A 17,719-nucleotide genomic window follows, 5' to 3' on the forward strand; every position below is an offset into this window, starting at 1 on the left:
GGCTCTGCTGCTGTTTTCCAGTTTTTCAGCGGTTGACCACGTTGATGGGGGCGCCGGCCAGATAGGCCTTGACGTTCTCCACCGCGGTATCCATGATGCGCTGGCGGCTCTCCTTGGGGGCCCAGGAGATGTGGGGGGTGATGATGCAGTTCTTGGCCTTCAGGAGAGGGTTGTCGGCACGGATGGGCTCGGTGTACACCACGTCCAGGCCGGCGGCTCCCATCTTGCCGGAGTTCAGGGCGTCGGCCACATCCTGCTCGTGGATGAGCTGGCCACGGGCATTGTTGATCAGAATGACGCCGTCCTTCATCTTGGCGATGGAGTCCTTGTTGATCATGCCGGTGTTCTCGGGCGTCAGGTTGCAGTGCAGGGAAATGACATCGGCCCTGGCATACAGGGTATCCAGGTCCACATACTCGGCGATGGCCCGGCCGGAGTCGTTGGGATACAGGTCATAAGCCACCACGTTCATACCAAGGGCCTTGGCAATCCGGCCCTCAGCCTGACCGATGCGGCCAAAGCCGATGATACCGATGGTCTTGCCCTCCAGTTCGATCAGGGGATAGTCCCAGTAGCACCAGTCTACACAGTTGGCCCAGTTGCCGGCATGGACGGAGGCGTCATGGTGGCCGATGTGGTGGCAGATCTCCAGCAGCAGGGCGATGGAGAACTGGCTGACGGAGGCGGTACCGTAGGTGGGCACGTTAGTGACGGGAATGCCCTTTTCCTTGGCATAAACATAGTCCACCACATTGTAGCCGGTGGCCAGCATACTGATCATCTTCATGTTGGGGCAGGCGTCGATAACCTTTTTGGTAATGGGAGTCTTATTGGTAAAGACCACCTCGGCGTCGCCGATGCGGGCGATAGCCTCGTCCTCGTCGGTGAGGCTGGTACGGTCATAAACAGTGAGCTCGCCCAGCTTTCCCAGCTCGTCCCAGCTCAGGTCACCGGGGTTTTCCGTATAGCCGTCCAATACTACGATTTTCATAAAATATTCCTCCTCTTGGCCCTGGGCCAAATTTTTGTTAATTGTATCATATCATCCTACCTAATGCAAATTCTTTTCCTTTGACATTTTCCGTCGAAGCACTATAATAAATCCAGTCGTGCGGGGCCACATCGGCCCCGGCTGGGAGGGATCGTCTTTGGCGGGGATTGGTACTGTGGTCAATGTTCTGGCCATTCTGGCGGGAGGGTGTGCCGGCCTGGTCCTGAAGGGAGGACTCAAGGCCCGCTATCAGCAGGCTGTGATCCAGGCCATGGGCCTGTGCATCATTTTCATCGGTGGAGCTGGCACCCTGAACGGGATGCTGTCGGTCCGGGACGGGGTACTCACTGGGCTGGACACCAGGGGCACTCTGGGCATGATACTGGCCCTCGCCGCCGGCTCTCTGCTGGGTGAGTGGCTGGATCTGGATGGCCGGATGGAGCGGCTGGGGGGCTGGCTGAAGGAGAAGGCCTCCCGTGGGGAGGATAGCCAGTTCATCCAGGGCTTCGTCACCGCTTCTCTCACGGTCTGTGTCGGGGCTATGGCCATCGTAGGCTCCATCCAGGACGGCATGACCGGAGACCCCTCCACCCTGTTCACCAAATCCGTCCTCGACCTGATCATCGTCATGATCTTCTCCTCCACCTACGGCAAGGGGGCTGTCTTTTCAGCTTTGCCCGTAGGTGTGCTCCAGGGCACAGTCACTCTGTGCGCCGGACTTCTGGCTCCGGTGTTCAGCCCCGCTGTGGTGAACAATCTGTCCTTTCTGGGCTCTATCCTCATCTTCTGTGTAGGCGTCAATCTTGCCTTCGGCAACAAGTTTAAGGTCGCCAATCTGCTCCCCGCGCTGGTGGTGGGGGCGCTATACACCGCCCTGGTATGAACAGCCGGACCGGCTTTTGCCCGGTCCGGCTGTTTTCCTGGAACTAACAGCAGAAAATTGAATTTCACACTGGGCTATGTTACAATCATCCCAATCAAACGATTATCCATTCCGGGAGGTAACCAATATGAGGACCATTTCTTCCGCCGCCGTCACCGACGCAGTGGCCCGGTTGTGTGTCCGGGCCAACACCCAGCTCCCCCCCGACATCGTGGCCGCCTTGGCCCGGAGCCGCCGTGAGGAACCTTGGCCCCTGGCTCAGGAGACATTGGGCCTGCTGTGGGACAATCTGGAGCTGGCCGGGGAGAAGGAGCTCCCCATCTGTCAGGACACAGGAATGGCCTGTGTGTTTGTGGAGCTGGGCCAAGAGGTCCATATTCAGGGGGACTTTGAGCAGGCCATCCACACAGGAGTCCAGCGGGGCTACGGGGAGGGCTATCTCCGCAAATCCATTGTGGCCGACCCCCTGCGGCGGGTAAACACCGGGGACAACACCCCCGCCGCCATCACCCTGCGGCTGGTGCCGGGGAACAGATGCACCATCACCGTGGCTCCCAAGGGCTTCGGCTCGGAGAACATGAGCCGGCTAGCCATGCTCAAGCCCGCCGACGGGGTGGAGGGCGTCCGGCGCTTTGTGGTGGACACCGTAAAGCAGGCCGGCTCCAACCCCTGTCCCCCTGTGGTGTTGGGTGTGGGCATCGGCGGCTCCTTTGACAAAGTGGCCGCCATGGCCAAGCACGCTCTCCTCCGTCCCATTGACCAGCCCAATCCGGACCCCTTCTACGCCGCCCTGGAGGCGGAGCTGCTGGAAGAAATCAACGGCCTGGGCATTGGGCCCCAGGGCTTCGGCGGCCAGACCACCTGCCTGGGGCTGGCCGTAGAGACCGCCCCCACCCATGTGGCGGGGCTGCCCGTGGCGGTGAATGTCAGCTGTCACGTCACCCGCCGGGCCTCGACTGAACTGTGAGCGCTCATCGGGAGGTGCCCGCCATGGAGGAAAAAATGATTGCCATAGACGGCCGGAGCCTCCAGGTATCCTGCACGGGCGTCCGGCCGGTCACCCTTCTCATTCTGTCCGGTTCCAACATTCTGTTCCCCGGACTGGAGTATGCCCCTCTGGCGGACGCTCTGAGCCCATGGTACTCGGTCCTCATCCCCTCCAAATTCGGCTATGGACACAGCGGCCTGACAGATGCCCCCAGAGATGTAGACACTGTGGTAGAGGAATACCGCGGCGTGCTGGCCGCCCTGGAGCGCCCTCTTCCAGTGGTGCTGGCCGCCCACAGCATGGGCTTTCTGGAGGCCCTTCACTGGGCCCGCAAATATCCGGAGGAGGTCTCCGCTCTGGTTGGGCTGGACCCCGCTGTACCGCAGGTCTATCAGCACATGGAGCTGGATGCTGTCCATCGCCGGCTGGAGGACCTCCATCGCTCCAGCTGGAAGCGCAGGCTGCTCTTCCGCCTTACCTCCCGCGCCCTGCTGAAGCGCTTCCCCGCCTCGGAACGGAGGGAACTGGCCCCTGCCGCCCGCCGGAACTTCGTCAGTGTCGTATGGGTCAATGAGGCAAGGGACCTGCCCCGCTCCATCCGGCAGGTACAGCAGGAGGGGCCGCCCGCCTCTGTCCCCGCGCTGTTCCTGGTTTCCAACGGCAAGGGCACCCCTCTTCCCCAGGAGGAATGGCGGATGTGCGCAAGAACGTATCTCTCCGCTTTTTCCGTCTCCTCTCTCCATCTGTTAGACCTTCCCCACGATCTGTACCGCTTCCGCCCACAAGAGCTCGCGGATACGATCCACCGCTTTCTGTCGGACCACCTGTAACCCTGTATACCCATCCAATCAGTTAAGGAGGCTGTTTTCATGCAGTATCGTCTGACCACCCCGGTGTCAAAGGATGACTTAGCCCCCCTCCGGGCGGGAGACACCGTTCTGCTGTCCGGGCCGGTCTACACCGCCCGGGACGCCGCCCATCAGCGCATGATGGAGCTGCTTGACCGGGGGGAGCCCCTGCCCTTCCCTGTGGAGGGCTCCGCCCTGTACTATGTGGGCCCCACCCCAGAGCGCCCCGGACAGGTCATCGGCTCCGCCGGCCCTACCACCAGCGGCCGGATGGACGCCTACTCCCCCCGCCTGCTGGACCTGGGCCAAGCCGTCATGATCGGCAAGGGCAAACGCAGCCAAACAGTCAAGGACGCCGTGGTCCGGAATGGGGCCGTCTACCTGGCCGCCCTGGGGGGCGCGGGGGCCTTGATGGCGTCCAGCGTGAAGGCGCTGGAGGTCCTCTGCTGGGAGGATCTGGGCTGTGAGGCCGTGCGCCGCCTGGAGGTGGAGGACTTCCCCCTTACCGTTATTCTGGACACCCACGGCGGGGATCTGTATGAGAGCGGCCCGGCGGCCTATCTGGCCAGCCGATAAAGGTTGACAGCGCAGCGGAAGGCGGCCCTGCCGCTATCACAGAGCAGCCTGCCCACCTCCAGAAGCTGAGTCGGAGGGTGGATGGGATCTTCCGTCCGGAAAGGATCGACTCCCTGGCCCCGGTTCTGGAACCCAGAGCCGGGGTTGACTTTTCCTCTCCCCTGTCATACAATCATTCTGTATCAAATAAGACAGTTTGGAGGTGCCTGTTCTGCCGCTGAACCAAGAAGATTGGGAGATTCTGGAGGGCTGCCCGCTCCTTCGGCACTGCTCCCCCGCCCTGTTGGACCAAATCACACAGGAGGGCCGGCTGGAGTTCTTTCCCACCGGGGCCACGGTGTATAGTCCAAGCCATTTTTGCCGCTGCCTGGGCATTCTGCTAGCCGGCAGGCTTCAGGTCACCAAGGGGACTTTGACCGTCAGCTATCTGGAGCCTGGGGATCTGTTTGGAGCCGCCGCCCTGTACACCGAGGCTCCGGAATTTGTTACCACCATTACCGCTCGGCAGAGCAGCCGCTGCCTGATGCTGCCTCAGAACAGCATGGACCGCTTACTGGCTCAGGACGGGCCGCTCCGGGAAAACTACCTGCGCTACCTCACCGGCCGAATCCGCTTTCTGTCCGGCAGGCTGCAATCCCTGGTCCAGTCCGGAGCCGAGGGAAAACTGGCTCGGTACCTGCTGGCCAATGTCCGGGAGGGGCAGCTCACCTGTGCCGCCACCGACCTGGCCCGGCGGCTGGGCTTGAGCCGTGCCTCCCTCTATCGGGCTTTCCAGTCCCTGGAGGAGAGCGGCCTCATCTCCCGCCACGGAAAGACCATCTCCATCTCCGACCCAGCCGGTCTGGAAGGGTTCCTGTGAGCTTCTGTCCCCACCGCTCTATCAGAAAGGATGATCCACATGAAACGAAAACTCTCTCTCTTGCTGTGCGCCGCCCTGGTGCTGGCCAGCCTAGCCGGCTGTAAACCAAGCGCCAGTGAGAACGACTCCTCCAGCTCTGCCTCCGGGGACATCTCCTCCGGCGGTTCCTCGTCAGGCGACTCGTCCCAGGAGATTCCCGGCCCGTCTGATATTCCGGAGATCAACTTTATGGTCCTCAGCGGTCCTACCGGCGTCGGGGCCGCTTATTTGGTGGACAGCTACGCTACCGGCAGCGCCCCCACAGACGCCCCATTTACTTTGAACACTACTGTTGTGGCGGACAACAATCAGGTCACCGATGCCCTGGTCAATGGCTCCGCCGATGTGGCCGCCATCGCTACCAACGTGGCTGCCAATCTGTACACCAAAAGCGATGGGGCCATTCAGGTGTTGGCGGTCAACACTCTGGGGGTGCTCTATATTCTGGAGAAAGGGGACAGCGTCCACTCTATGGCTGACCTGCGGGGCAAGACAATTTACGCCACTGGCCAGGGAGCAAACCCGGAGTATGTATTGGACCATCTCCTCACGGCAAACGGGGTGGACCCCTCTACCTTAGACATCCAGTGGATGACCGCCCAGGAGGTTTCGGCTAAAATGGTTTCCTCGGAACAGGCCATCTGTATGCTCCCTGTCCCCGCCGCCACCGCCCTGATGGTACAGGACACCGGCGTTCGTCAGGCCCTGTCCCTGTCTGACGAGTGGGAGAAACTGGATCAAGGGGTCCTGCCCATGGGCTGCGTGGTAGCCCGGACCGAATTCATCCAGGAAAATCCCATGCTGATCGACGCTCTGCTAGACCTGTACGGCGACTCCATCACCTTCATGACGGAGGAGGGCAACGCTGCTGACGGAGCCGCCCTGGTGGCGAAATACGGCATCGCTCCCAATGAGCAGGTGGCCCAGGCGGCCATTCCCCAGTGCAATCTGACCTTCTTAACGGGCCAGGAGATGCGCGCCGCTCTGGAGGGCTACTACGCCGTCCTATTCCGTACCGACCCCGCTTCCATCGGCGGCGGGATGCCCTACGACGCCTTCTACTATGGCGGGGAGTAAAGGGCGGCCCAATTTCATCCGCGCCTTGCTGCCCCCGGCCTTCTGGCTGGGGGCTTGGCAGCTTGCCGCCTGGTTGGTGGAGCTTCATGTGGAGGGCCGGGGGAACGAGCTGCTCCTTCCCTACCCCCTCACCGTGTTGGCCGCCCTGGCCGCTCTGGTAGGACAGGTTTCCTTCTGGGCCTCCGTGGGAGCCACCTTTCTCCGGGTGGCAGCGGGCCTGTTCGCCGGAGTGGTGCTGGGCGGACTGCTGGCCGGTCTTACCTGCGCCAGCTCCTGGTCTGCCCGGCTCCTGTCCCCGCCCATCCGAATCATCCGGGCTACCCCAGTGGTCTCCTTTATCCTGCTGGTCCTGCTATGGACGCAGCGGGACCAGGTACCTGCCATCATCTCCGCCCTTATGGTTCTGCCGGTTACATGGGAGAACCTGGTCCACGGCATCGAGGCCACTGACGCCCAGCTTCTGGAGCTGGCCCGCGCCTACCGCTTCTCGCGGAGCAAGGCCATACGGCTGATCTATCTCCCCTCTCTCCGGCCATACTTTCTCTCCGCCCTCATCACCTCTGTGGGTCTGGCCTGGAAATCCGGTGTGGCCGCCGAGGTGCTATGTACCCCCTCTTTGGCCATGGGCACTCAGATTTACAGTTCTAAGCTCTCTCTAGAAATCCCGGATCTCTTTGCCTGGACCGCTGTGGTGGTGGCCCTCAGCCTGGCGCTGGAGCGTGGACTCCGGCTGATGCTGGAGCAGAAGGGGGGGACTCAGTTGTGATCTCCTGTCGATCACTCAGCGTCTCCTTTGGAGAGAAAAAGGTGCTGGACCGCTTTTCCCTCTCCCTCCCCGACGCCGGCATCACCGCCCTGCGGGGTCCCTCCGGCTGCGGCAAGACCACCCTGCTGCGGGTGTTGGCCGGTCTGGAGCGGCCCCAGAGCGGCACGGTCTCCGGCATCAGTCCCAGGGAGATCGCTATCCTGTTTCAAGAAAACCGCCTTCTCCCCTGGCGGTCGGTGGGACAGCACCTCACTGACGTACTGCCCAAGGATCGCTGGAAGGACGTGTCCCAACTGCTGGAGTTGGTGGAGCTGGGCGGCGAAGCATCCGTCTATCCCCCCGCCCTGTCCGGCGGCATGGGCAGACGGCTGGCTCTGGCCCGGTGCCTGTCCCTCCCCGCCCGGCTCTATCTGCTGGATGAGCCCTTTGCCGGGGTGGACCGGGAGCGGGCCGGGCGTATCATGGACAGGATGAGGGCACTGGGCCTGCCTATCCTGCTGTCCAGTCACGAGGAGGATATCCTGTCCATGGCGGACCGGGTTATCCCTCTGGATGGCCCTCCCCTGCGCCTCCTCTAATAAAACGGGAGCCCCGGCTGTACCGCCGGGGCTCCCGTTCTCTATTTTATTCCGCGCCGTCCCACAGCACTGCCGCCCCCGCTCTCAGTGAAGCGGGCACGTCAATCAACCGCTGGTTGGACGATCCCCGGAACCGGAGGGACAAATCCTTCTTTTCCAGGACAAAGGGCCCGTCCACCAGTACATCCAGTTCCTTTAACAGCTCCTGGCTGTATTCTCCCACCTGGCTGTCCCGAAGGCTTTCAAACAGATAGCCGGAGTAGCACCAGATGTCCTTTTCTGGAAACCGGGCTCGGACCGCCCGGACCAGTTCCAGCACCGCCCGCTGGTTCTGAGGCTCGAAGGGCTCGCCCCCCAGCAGGGACAAACCACGAATGTAGGGTTTGGACAGGCAATCCAGTATCTCCTGTTTCTGCTCCCCGCCAAAGGGCTGACCGTATGCGAAGTCCCAAGTCTCCGGGTTAAAGCACTCTTTGCAGTGGTGGGTACAGCCAGACACAAAGATGGAAGTCCGTACCCCCGGCCCATTGGCCACGTCGATGGGGCGAATGTCGGCATAGTTCATGGCAAAACCTCCAAACTTTCCGGAATGAGGAATAAGGAGTTAGAAATGGGAACACGGGGGGGCAACGGACCCATCACAGCCGACCTCCTCAATTTCTAATTCACTTAAAGGTGCAACACTCTGGACTTGATCTCCTTGGTTTTGCCCACGTTCCAGTAGTTCTCTCCCAGATAGCCGCAGGTACGGCGGGTGACGTTCATCTTGGACCGATCCTTGTTGTGGCAGCAGGGGCACTCCCACTGGTTGTCGTCGTTGATGACGATCTCCCCGTCGAAGCCGCACACCTGGCAGTAGTCGCTCTTGGTATTGAACTCGGCGTATTGGATATTGTCATAGATGAAGCGGACAACCTCCTTCATGGCCTCCAGATTGTGGCGCATATTGGGGATCTCCACATAGGAGATGCACCCGCCGGTGGAGATCTTCTGGAACTGGCTCTCAAAGGTGAACTTTTCAAAGGCGTCGATGTGTTCCCGCACGTCCACATGATAACTATTTGTATAATACCCCTTGTCAGTTACGTCAGGTATCGTGCCAAACCGCTCCTTATCAATGCGTGCGAAGCGGTAGCACAGAGATTCGGCGGGTGTGCCATAGAGGGCAAAGCCGATATTCGTCTCCTTCTTCCAGTCGTCACAGGCCCGGCGCAGCCGGTTCATCAGCCTGAGGGCGAACTCTGTGCCGCCCGGCTGGGTGTGGGAGCAGCCCTTCATCAGCTTGGTCACCTCGTACAGCCCGATATAACCCAGAGATATGGAGGAGTACCCGCCGTACAGCAGTGGCTCAATGGGAGCCCCCTTGGGCAGGCGGGCGATTGCCCCGTACTGCCAATGGATGGGTGAGGAGTCGGACTTCACGTTTTTCAGCGCGTTGTGCCGGCACATAATGGCCTCGAAGCACAGGTCCAGCCGCTCCTCCAGCAGCGTCCAGAACTTCTCCTCATCCCCCCTGGCCAGAATGCCGATCTGGGGCAGGTTGAGGGAGACCACTCCCTGGTTGAAGCGGCCCTCGAACTTATAATTCCCATTCTCATCCTTCCAGGGGGCCAGGAAGGAGCGGCAGCCCATGGGCGAGAACACGTTGCCCTCATAGTTCTCCCGCATCTTCTTGGCGGAGATATAGTCGGGGTACATCCGCTTGGCGGAGCACTTGACGGCCAGTTCCGTGATGTAGTCATATTTGCCCCCTTTGAGGCAGTTGTGCTCGTCCAGCACATACACCAGCTTGGGGAAGGCGGGGGTGATATAGACTCCCTTTTCGTTCTTGATGCCCTCCAGCCGCTGGCGCAGCACCTCCTCCACGATCATAGCGTTCTCTTCCAGATAGGGGTCATCTTCCTGGAGGTTGAGGAACAGAGTGACAAAGGGAGACTGTCCGTTGGTCGTCATCAGGGTATTGATTTGATACTGGATAGTCTGGACACCGGATTTCAGCTCATCCCGCAGACGGTCGGCCACCAGCCGCTCCAGGGTAGCCTCGTCCACCTGTCCGGCACATTCATAGGCGATGTGCTTTTTGAATTTCTCCCGGCTGCGGCGGAGATACTTGCCCAGATGGCTCATATCCACGCTCTGCCCTCCGTACTGGTTGGAGGCCACGCAGGCGATGATCTGGGTGGTGACGGTACAGGCCACCTGGAAGCTCTTGGGGCTCTCGATGAGCTTGCCGTTCATCACAGTGCCGTTGTCCAGCATATCCCCAATGTTGATGAGGCAGCAGTTAAAAATGGGCTGGACAAAGTAGTCTGCATCGTGGAAGTGGATGGTCCCCTCGTCGTGGGCCTTGGAGATATGCTCGGGCAGCAGGATGCGCCGGGTCAGATCCCGGCTCACCTCCCCGGCGATATAGTCCCGCTGGGTGGCTGCGATCATGGTGTTCTTGTTGGAGTTCTCCTCTGCCAGCTCCTGGTTCTCGTTGCGCAGCAGAGAGAGGATAGACTCGTCGGTGGTGTTAGCCTTGCGTACCAGGGCCCGGTTATAGCGGTAAATGATGTAGGTCTTGGCCAGGTGGAACTTGTTTTCCTCCACCAGCCCCTGCTCCACCAGGTCCTGGATGTCCTCCACCAGCATCCGCTGGCGCTTGAGTCCCTCGATGTGGTCGATGATGGCGTCGATGCGCGCCCGGTCAAGCTGTTCCTCCGGCGGCACCTCGGCGTTGGCCTTTTCGATGGCGGTAACGATCTTGCTTCGGTCATAATCCACGATGGTCCCATCGCGCTTGATCACTTTCATAGCTGGTCTCCCTCTCCCGTATCTTTATGGTATACTATCTAACCGGCGGCATGGCCGCCAGACACTGTCAGGGGAGAAGTATACCATGTCCTTTTTGTTTTGTCCACTACATCTTGTATGTCGCCTCTTATTTTTTACCAACGGATACAACATATATTTTTTGAAGAAACGAGAGAAAACGGGAACTTTCTTTCCTCTTTCTGGCCTTTTTGGTTGATACAAGGGCCAAAGTGTGATATACTTTGTAACGAATTTCGGCAAATCGCCGGATTGACCCTTATTTGTCCCGGCAGGAGGTGTCCCCATATGCAAAATCGAATCGCTGTGGCCATGAGCGGTGGTGTGGACAGCTCCACCGCTGCCTGGCTGCTTCAGCAGGAGGGACACGACCTAGTGGGCGTTATGCTGAAGATGTTTGATGGCGCGCTGGTCAACGGGAGCCGGGAGGATGGCAGACCTCCAGATGGCGTGGAGGACGCCCGGTCCGTGGCTGGGAAGCTGGGTATTCCCTTCTATGTGCTTGATGCCCGCGCCCCTTTCCGCTCCCATGTTCTGGACACCTTTACCTCCGCCTATGAGCGGGGGCTTACCCCTAATCCCTGCGTGGTCTGCAACCGGTATGTCAAATTCGGCTTTTTACTCCAGCAGGCCTTGGAGTCAGGCCGGGATAAGGTGGCCACCGGCCATTACGCCCGGCTGGAGCTGGACCGGGGGAGCGGCCGCTGGCTGCTGAAGAAGGCGGCCCATCCGGAGAAGGACCAGAGCTATGTACTGGCTGGTCTAAACCAGGAGCAGCTCTCCCGCTCCCTGTTTCCCCTGGGCGCTCTGTCCAAGGAGGAGGTCCGCTCCATTGCCGCCCAAGCTGACCTCATCAACGCCAAGAAGGGGGACAGCCAAGACATCTGCTTCATCCCCGACGGGGACTACGGCTCCTTTATCCGCCAGTATACTGGAAAGAGCTATCCCTCCGGCCCCTTTTTAGATGAGGGCGGAGCGGTCCTGGGGGCCCACACCGGCATCATCGACTACACCCTGGGCCAGCGGCGGGGGCTGGGGGTATCCTCCACCCGTGGGCGCCTCTATGTCAAGGAGGTCCGGCCCCAGGATAACTCCGTGGTACTCTCCTGCAATGACAGCCTGTATGGCTCCACCCTCACGGCGGCGGATCTGAACCTCATCGCCTGTGACCACCTTTCTGCTCCTGTCCGCCTGCGGGCCAAGGTCCGCTACCGCATGGCGGAGCAGCCCTGCACTGTGGAGCAGACCGGGCCGGACACCATCCACCTCGCTTTTGACCAGCCTCAACGGGCCATCACTCCCGGCCAAGCCGTGGTCCTGTATGACGGTGACACGGTGGTAGGTGGGGCCACCATTACCCCCTGATTCCTCACAGATACGAAAGGAGCTCCCTGACCCATGAGCCACAAGAAGTATAAAAAGCGCCACTCCCAGTCCACCATCAATGCCAAACGTCAGGCCAATCAGGCCAAGCTGGCCGACGAGAAGGACCGCGCCAGGAAGCGGATGGACCCCACTGCCCGCACCCTGCTCTTTGGCAACCTGGTTTTTCTGTCCATTACCGTGCTGCTCGAGCGGAACGGGCTCATCTCCCCCCTGTTCAGCGGCGCCTGCACAATCATCGGTGTCATCTTGCTGATTCTGGCCCTGTGGTTCCAGTTCGGCGGGAAAGGCCAGGACCGCTGGAATGGCGGCAAATAGGCCCTCTTTTTCCAGGCCCGCAGCCCTCTGGTATATCTGTTGCTTTTTGGAGGAAACTGGTATATGATAGTGGGCACGACTTCTTTCTCCGTTTAAGGAGGCACACAATACAATGCGAAAAGAAATCATCCTGCCGGGTCTGGCCCTGGGGGGCGGCCTGGCGGGCTTTGGACTGCGCCGCTGGCAGTGGCTGTCCGCCTATGACGCCCAGACTCAACTCTATCTCCACGGGGCGCCGGCCACCTTTGCCCTGCTCGCCCTGACGGCTCTCCTGGTCCTGGCCTTTCTTGCCCTCTGCCATGGAAAAAGGAGGCCGGAGGGATTCCTGGACGCCTTTTTCTGTCCCTCTCCCGGTTTTATGGGACTGATGGCCGCCTCCGGCTTCTGTTTTTTAGGGGCCGGCCTGCTGGGCCTGCTGGAGTGGATGGACCAGTTCCAACTCTTCCGCATCAGCCGGGACGCCTACCTGTCCGCCTATCCCGCCGCCCTGCTGCCCGTCCTGCTGTTGACGGTCCTGCTCACCTTTGGCTCCGGAGCCGCCCTGCTGCTGGTCGGACGGGCCGCCTATCGGGGCCAGCTGGACCGGCTGACCTCCCTGCTCTCTGTCCTTCCAGGCTATACCGGGCTGTGCTGGCTGTTTGCCACCCACCTGCTCCACGGCACTGACCCCGTCGCCATGCGGTACGGCTTCTCCCTGGCAGCTACCATTCTGATGATGCTGTGCCACTACTTCGCCGCTGGTTTCTTCTTTGGCCGCTCCCACCCTCAGCTGCTTACCTTCTGCGCTTCGCTGGGCATCTCATTGGGGATAATCTCTCTGGCTGACGGCCCCAGTTGGTTCCAGCTAGCTCTAACCGCTGCCTTTCTCCTCTCTCTGCTGGGCTATGGATATGCGCTACTGTCCAACAATTCCTTCCCCGCCGGAGAGCGAATGCCCTCTGGGGCTGAACGCGAGGAGAGCTCCATTCCGGACGAGGAATAACATGATAAATTGGAGGCTGCTTTACTATGGATAAAAAGCGTTTTTATATCACCACACCCATCTACTATCCCAGCGATAAGCTGCACATCGGCCACACCTACTGCACCGTAGCCACCGACGCCATGGCCCGCTATAAGCGGCTGACCGGCTATGAGGTCCTGTTCCTCACAGGTACAGATGAACACGGCCAGAAAATCGAGGACAAGGCCAAGGAGGCCGGCGTTACTCCCAAGGAGTTCGTAGACGGCATCGTGGAGGGTCCCAAGGGAGTCAAGGATCTGTGGAAGCTGATGAACATCAGCAACGACCGTTTCATCCGCACCACCGACGATTATCACGTATCCGCCATTCAAAAGATCTTTAAAAAGATGTATGAAAAGGGTGACATCTACAAGGGTAAGTATATAGGCAAGTACTGTAAGCCTTGCGAGTCCTTCTGGACCGAATCCCAACTGGTAGATGGCAAGTGCCCCGACTGCGGGCGAGACGTCCAGGACGCGGAGGAGGAAGCCTACTTTTTCAAACTCTCCAAGTACGCCGACCGCATCCAGCATCTGCTGGAGGACACCGATTTTCTGGAGCCCCGCAGCCGGGTCAACGAGATGGTGAACAACTTTATAAAGCCCGGTCTGGAGGACCTGTGCGTATCCCGGACCTCCTTTACCTGGGGCGTGCCCGTGGACTTCGACCCCGGTCACGTGGTCTATGTGTGGGTGGACGCCCTGTTCAACTACACCACCGCTCTGGGTCTGTTCAACGACAAGTACCACGACTATGAAAAGTTCTGGCCCGCCGACGTTCACTTTGTCGGTAAGGAGATCGTCCGCTTCCACTCCATCATTTGGCCTGCCATGCTCATGAGTATGGAGATGCCTCTGCCCAAGAAAGTCTTTGGCCACGGCTGGCTGCTGCTGGACGGCGGCAAGATGTCCAAGAGCAAGGGTAACGTGGTGGACCCCTATATCCTGGCTGAGATGTTCGGGGTGGACGCCCTGCGGTTCTTCCTGCTGCGCACCTTCCCCTTCGGCTCTGACGGCAACTTCTCCAACGAAGCGCTGATTCAGACTATCAATGTGGACCTGGCCAACGACCTGGGCAACCTCCTCTCCCGAACCGTGTCCATGGTAGGCAAGTATTTCGGTGGCACCCTGCCCGAAGATCAGTCGGAAAACGGCGAGATGGACAGGGAGATGGTGGAGCTCATCTCCTCCCTGCGCGCCAGGTATGAGGAGCAGATGGAGCACTACGCCTTCCAGAACGCCCTGACGGAAATCTTTAAGGTCATCGGCCGGGCCAACAAGTATATCGACGAGAACGCCCCCTGGGTGCTGGCCAAGGACATGGAGGCCAACGGTCCCCGTCTGGCACGGGTCATGTATAACCTGCTGGAGGTACTGCGGGTATCCGGTATCCTGCTGACCCCCTTTATCCCCGGCTCCGCCGGAAAGGTACTGGACCAAATCGGCGCCTGCCAGGAGTGCCGCACCTGGGACAGCGCCGCCGTCTACGGCTCCCTGCGGAGGGATGTCACCGTCCAGCGGGGGGAAAACCTGTTCCCCCGTGTAGACACAGAGAAGGCCCTGGCCCAGTTGGAGGCGGCGGCTGAAGCCGCCCGGAAGTCCGCCCTCCCGGACCTGGAAATAGAGCCCCAGCTGGAGGCCAAGGTGGACTTTGACACCTTCTGTAAGTCTGACTTCCGAGCAGTCAAGGTCAAGGCCTGTGAGAATGTGAAGAAGAGCGAGAAGCTGCTGAAATTCACCCTGGACGACGGCACCGGTACCGACCGTCAGATCCTGTCCGGCATCGCCAAATGGTACAAGCCGGAGGACCTGGTAGGCAAGACCCTCATGGCTATCGTCAACCTGCCGCCCCGGAAAATGATGGGCCTGGAGTCCAACGGTATGCTCATCTCCGCCGTCCACACTGAGAAGGGCGCTGAGGTCCTGAATCTGCTTATGCTGGACGACAAGATCCCCGCTGGCGCCAAGATGTGCTGAGTGCATGGGCTGATGATCGAAAACTTCCTATTTTTTCAGAAAGGCACGACGTAAGTCGTGCCTTTCTTTACAATGAAAAAGCTCGTCGCAAGCGACATATCGCTTGCGACGAGCTGGCAGGGACGGTCAAAATCGATATTTCTTCATGGCGAAAAATGCCGCCCACAGTGCGGCCCACCAACTGTGTGCCCAGCGGAGCGGGCCGCAGTTGAAAAGGAGGAGCAGGGAAGCGGGCGGATGACGTCTTTTTTGCCCCAGGCATAAAAAGACGTCGGAGCAAAGCGGACTTTGCTCCGACGTGGAGCTAGTGGTGGGAATCGAACCCACGGCCTGCTCATTACGAGTGAGCTGCTCTACCCCTGAGCCACACTAGCGGATAACAAATGATATTATACCGATTCCGGTCCCATCCGTCAAGGGGAAGGACAGCAAATTTGCCCTATACTTTTTTTCTCTGGAATGTTAGAATAGGTGCGACAAACTGACAGAAAAGAGGACGCCCATGGTCATCTCGAGTTTTTCAGCTCTGAAGAGCCGGCTGCAACATCTCTCCCCCAGGGAGGCGGTGGTAGCCGCGGCCCATGACGAACACACCTTACAGGCAGTCTTTGCCGCCCGCCGAGACGGGCTGATCCGCCCCATCTTGGTGGGCCGACGGAACGAGATCCGATCCATTGCCCGCAGTCTGGGGGAGGAGCTCTCTCCAGAACAGATCGTAGACGCCCAGGATGATCTGGAGTGCGCTGCCCGCTCTGTCGCTCTTATCCGGGAGGGAAAGGGGGATATCCTCATCAAGGGGATGCTTCAGACCGGCACTCTGCTCAAGGCGGTGGTCCACCGGGAAACAGGCATTCGGGCCAGCCAGGTCATGTCCCATGTGGCTATTTTGGATGTGCCCCGCTACCACAAGCTGCTATTCATCACCGACGGCGGTATGGTAGTAGCCCCCAATCTGGAGCAGAAAGGCCATATCCTGAAAAACGCGGTGGACTTCTGCCGCTTCCTGGGCTATGAACGGCCCAAGGCCGCCGCCTTGTGCGCTGTGGAAACGGTGAATCCCGCTATGCCTGAAACCGGGGACGCCCTGTCACTAAAAGAAGCGGGAGAGCGGGGGGAATTCGGTCCCTGTATCGTGGAAGGGCCCATCTCTCTGGACCTGGCCACTGACCGCGAGGCGGCTCTGGTGAAGGGCTACCACAGCCCGGTGGCCGGGGACGCGGACATTCTGCTGGTCCCCGCTATCGCCGTGGGCAACGTACTGGGCAAAGCCCTATATGGCTTGGCCGGCGGCCAGATGGCCGGAGTCGTGCTGGGAGCGGCGGTCCCTATCACCATCAATTCCCGTGGGGCCACGCCGGAGGAGAAATATTACTCTATCCTGCTCTGCGCCGCCATGGATTAGGAGGAAGCTGACATGTCCCACAAGATCTTAGTCCTCAACCCAGGCTCCACCAGCACCAAGGCCGCTGTCTACGAGGATGAGCACCCGTTGATGCTCAAAAGCATCGGGCACACCAACCAGGACCTGTCCCCCTATCCTGCCCTCAACGACCAGTTAGACTACCGGGTGGCCCTGGTCCGAAGCTGGCTGGCCCAGGAGGGCTTTGACCTGACGCAGCTTTCCGCTGTGGTAGGGCGGGGCGGCATCATTCCTAATATCGTGGCCGGCGGCTATGTGGTGGATGACAACTTGACCGACTGCCTGCTCCACCACACAGTGTTTGACCACGCCTCCAACCTGGGTGGATTGATGGCCCGGGAATTTGCTGAACCGCTGCGCATCCCCGCCTATATCTACGACGCGGTCACCAGTGATGAGCTGCCCCCGGAGGCCCGTGTCACTGGCTTTAAGGAGGTCACCCGCACCAGCTTCTGCCACGTCCTCAACGCCAGAGCCACCAGCCACAAATACGCCCAGGCCATGGGCCGGAAATACGAGGATATGAATTTGGTCGTGGCCCATTTGGGGGGTGGAATTTCCATTTCCGCACACAGCCACGGGCGCATCATCGACTCTGTGTCCGACGACGCCGGCCCCTTTTCCCCGGACCGGGCGGGCAGTTTGAATATGCTGTATGTGGTGGATCTGTGCTACTCGGGCAAGTACACCAAGGCCCAGATGCTGAAAAAGCTTCGGGGGGAGGGTGGGATGTCCGCCCTGCTGGGCACCCATGACTGCCGGGAGGTGGAGCGCCGTATCGAGGATGGGGATGAGTGGGCGGCCCTGGTCTACCAGGCCCAAGCCCTCCAGATCGCCAAGGGCGTTGGAATCATGCTGGGCTGCTTCCATGAGCTGATCGACGCGGTCATCCTCACCGGGGGGCTGGCCAACTCCAAAAAGCTCACCAGCATGGTCATCGATTATCTCCACAACCTGTGTCGGGTGGTGGTCATCCCCGGAGAAAACGAGATGGAGGCCCTGGCCCTGGGCGCTCTGCGTATCCTCAACGGCCAGGAACAGGTGCATACTTTCTGCCCCGTCTGCCCTATGCCGATTCGATAACAATAGTCTGCGCTCTTACAGAATTATCGCTTAACAAACTGAGTCCCCCGCATGATCGAATTCATACGGAGGACTTTGTTATGCGCAGCACAGGTTTTTTCAGGGGGCCAGTGCCCC

Annotated in this window: 17 protein-coding genes and 1 tRNA gene; 14 read left to right on the forward strand and 4 right to left on the reverse strand. The window is 60.0% G+C overall.

Annotation, left to right across the window (positions count from 1 at the left end):
- Positions 1 to 25: 25 nt before the first annotated feature.
- Positions 26 to 991 (reverse strand): D-2-hydroxyacid dehydrogenase, encoded by a 966-nt coding sequence (locus MCG44_RS11805; RefSeq protein WP_186851849.1) that lies wholly within the window; start codon positions 989 to 991, stop codon positions 26 to 28.
- A gap of 157 nt (positions 992 to 1,148) precedes the next feature.
- Between MCG44_RS11805 and MCG44_RS11810 the strand changes: the two genes are divergently transcribed.
- The 8 genes from MCG44_RS11810 to MCG44_RS11845 all read left to right on the forward strand — a co-directional run bounded on the left by MCG44_RS11810 (position 1,149) and on the right by MCG44_RS11845 (position 7,605).
- Positions 1,149 to 1,874 carry a DUF554 domain-containing protein gene (locus MCG44_RS11810; protein WP_186851848.1) on the forward strand — a complete coding sequence of 242 codons (726 nt, stop codon included), beginning with the start codon at positions 1,149 to 1,151 and terminating at the stop codon, positions 1,872 to 1,874.
- A 127-nt stretch (positions 1,875 to 2,001) separates the two neighbouring features.
- On the forward strand, positions 2,002 to 2,841 hold the full coding sequence (locus MCG44_RS11815; RefSeq protein WP_240288409.1) for a fumarate hydratase: 840 nt from the start codon (positions 2,002 to 2,004) through the stop codon (positions 2,839 to 2,841).
- Positions 2,842 to 2,864: 23 nt separating this feature from the next.
- On the forward strand, positions 2,865 to 3,692 hold the full coding sequence (locus MCG44_RS11820) for an alpha/beta fold hydrolase (RefSeq protein WP_240288411.1): 828 nt from the start codon (positions 2,865 to 2,867) through the stop codon (positions 3,690 to 3,692).
- Between the two features lie 39 nt (positions 3,693 to 3,731).
- On the forward strand, positions 3,732 to 4,286 hold the full coding sequence (locus MCG44_RS11825) for a Fe-S-containing hydro-lyase (RefSeq protein WP_186851845.1): 555 nt from the start codon (positions 3,732 to 3,734) through the stop codon (positions 4,284 to 4,286).
- A 202-nt stretch (positions 4,287 to 4,488) separates the two neighbouring features.
- Positions 4,489 to 5,145 (forward strand): Crp/Fnr family transcriptional regulator, encoded by a 657-nt coding sequence (locus MCG44_RS11830; RefSeq protein ID WP_186851844.1) that lies wholly within the window; start codon positions 4,489 to 4,491, stop codon positions 5,143 to 5,145.
- 39 nt (positions 5,146 to 5,184) lie between these two features.
- Complete coding sequence (locus MCG44_RS11835) at positions 5,185 to 6,261, forward strand: ABC transporter substrate-binding protein (RefSeq protein ID WP_240288413.1); 1,077 nt, start codon at positions 5,185 to 5,187, stop codon at positions 6,259 to 6,261.
- Entirely contained in the window at positions 6,248 to 7,027 is a 780-nt protein-coding gene (locus MCG44_RS11840; RefSeq protein ID WP_186851842.1) for an ABC transporter permease, read from the forward strand. Before MCG44_RS11835 ends, MCG44_RS11840 begins: the two co-directional genes overlap by 14 nt.
- Positions 7,024 to 7,605 (forward strand): ATP-binding cassette domain-containing protein, encoded by a 582-nt coding sequence (locus MCG44_RS11845; protein ID WP_240288416.1) that lies wholly within the window; start codon positions 7,024 to 7,026, stop codon positions 7,603 to 7,605. Before MCG44_RS11840 ends, MCG44_RS11845 begins: the two co-directional genes overlap by 4 nt.
- A 46-nt stretch (positions 7,606 to 7,651) precedes the next feature.
- Here MCG44_RS11845 and nrdG read toward each other — a convergent pair whose 3' ends face one another.
- Both nrdG and nrdD read right to left on the reverse strand, forming a co-directional pair.
- Complete coding sequence (gene nrdG, locus MCG44_RS11850) at positions 7,652 to 8,170, reverse strand: anaerobic ribonucleoside-triphosphate reductase activating protein (protein ID WP_186851840.1); 519 nt, start codon at positions 8,168 to 8,170, stop codon at positions 7,652 to 7,654.
- Between the two features lie 104 nt (positions 8,171 to 8,274).
- On the reverse strand, positions 8,275 to 10,401 hold the full coding sequence (gene nrdD, locus MCG44_RS11855; protein WP_186851839.1) for an anaerobic ribonucleoside-triphosphate reductase: 2,127 nt from the start codon (positions 10,399 to 10,401) through the stop codon (positions 8,275 to 8,277).
- A 306-nt stretch (positions 10,402 to 10,707) separates the two neighbouring features.
- Here nrdD and mnmA point away from each other — a divergent pair, with 306 nt between their 5' ends.
- The 4 genes from mnmA (at position 10,708) to metG (ending at position 15,099) form a co-directional block, all read left to right on the forward strand.
- A complete protein-coding gene (gene mnmA, locus MCG44_RS11860; protein WP_147573228.1) occupies positions 10,708 to 11,784 on the forward strand; it encodes a tRNA 2-thiouridine(34) synthase MnmA in 1,077 nt (358 codons plus the stop codon).
- 33 nt (positions 11,785 to 11,817) lie between these two features.
- On the forward strand, positions 11,818 to 12,120 hold the full coding sequence (locus MCG44_RS11865; RefSeq protein WP_147573227.1) for a hypothetical protein: 303 nt from the start codon (positions 11,818 to 11,820) through the stop codon (positions 12,118 to 12,120).
- 112 nt (positions 12,121 to 12,232) lie between these two features.
- Positions 12,233 to 13,102, forward strand: a complete 870-nt coding sequence (locus MCG44_RS11870) for a hypothetical protein (protein ID WP_240288418.1) — start codon at positions 12,233 to 12,235, stop codon at positions 13,100 to 13,102.
- Positions 13,103 to 13,128: 26 nt separating this feature from the next.
- On the forward strand, positions 13,129 to 15,099 hold the full coding sequence (gene metG / locus MCG44_RS11875) for a methionine--tRNA ligase (protein ID WP_240288420.1): 1,971 nt from the start codon (positions 13,129 to 13,131) through the stop codon (positions 15,097 to 15,099).
- 299 nt (positions 15,100 to 15,398) lie between these two features.
- Here metG and MCG44_RS11880 read toward each other — a convergent pair.
- A tRNA-Thr gene (locus MCG44_RS11880) sits at positions 15,399 to 15,473 on the reverse strand.
- Positions 15,474 to 15,601: 128 nt separating this feature from the next.
- Between MCG44_RS11880 and MCG44_RS11885 the strand changes: the two genes are divergently transcribed.
- Together MCG44_RS11885 and buk are read left to right on the forward strand one after the other, a co-directional pair.
- The gene (locus MCG44_RS11885; RefSeq protein WP_147573221.1) at positions 15,602 to 16,501 is read left to right on the forward strand and encodes a bifunctional enoyl-CoA hydratase/phosphate acetyltransferase; all 900 of its coding nucleotides are present in this window, start codon (positions 15,602 to 15,604) and stop codon (positions 16,499 to 16,501) included.
- A gap of 12 nt (positions 16,502 to 16,513) precedes the next feature.
- Positions 16,514 to 17,602 (forward strand): butyrate kinase, encoded by a 1,089-nt coding sequence (gene buk, locus MCG44_RS11890; protein ID WP_147573219.1) that lies wholly within the window; start codon positions 16,514 to 16,516, stop codon positions 17,600 to 17,602.
- Positions 17,603 to 17,719: the final 117 nt, after the last annotated feature.

The sequence above is a fragment of the Lawsonibacter sp. OA9 genome, from assembly GCF_022440585.1.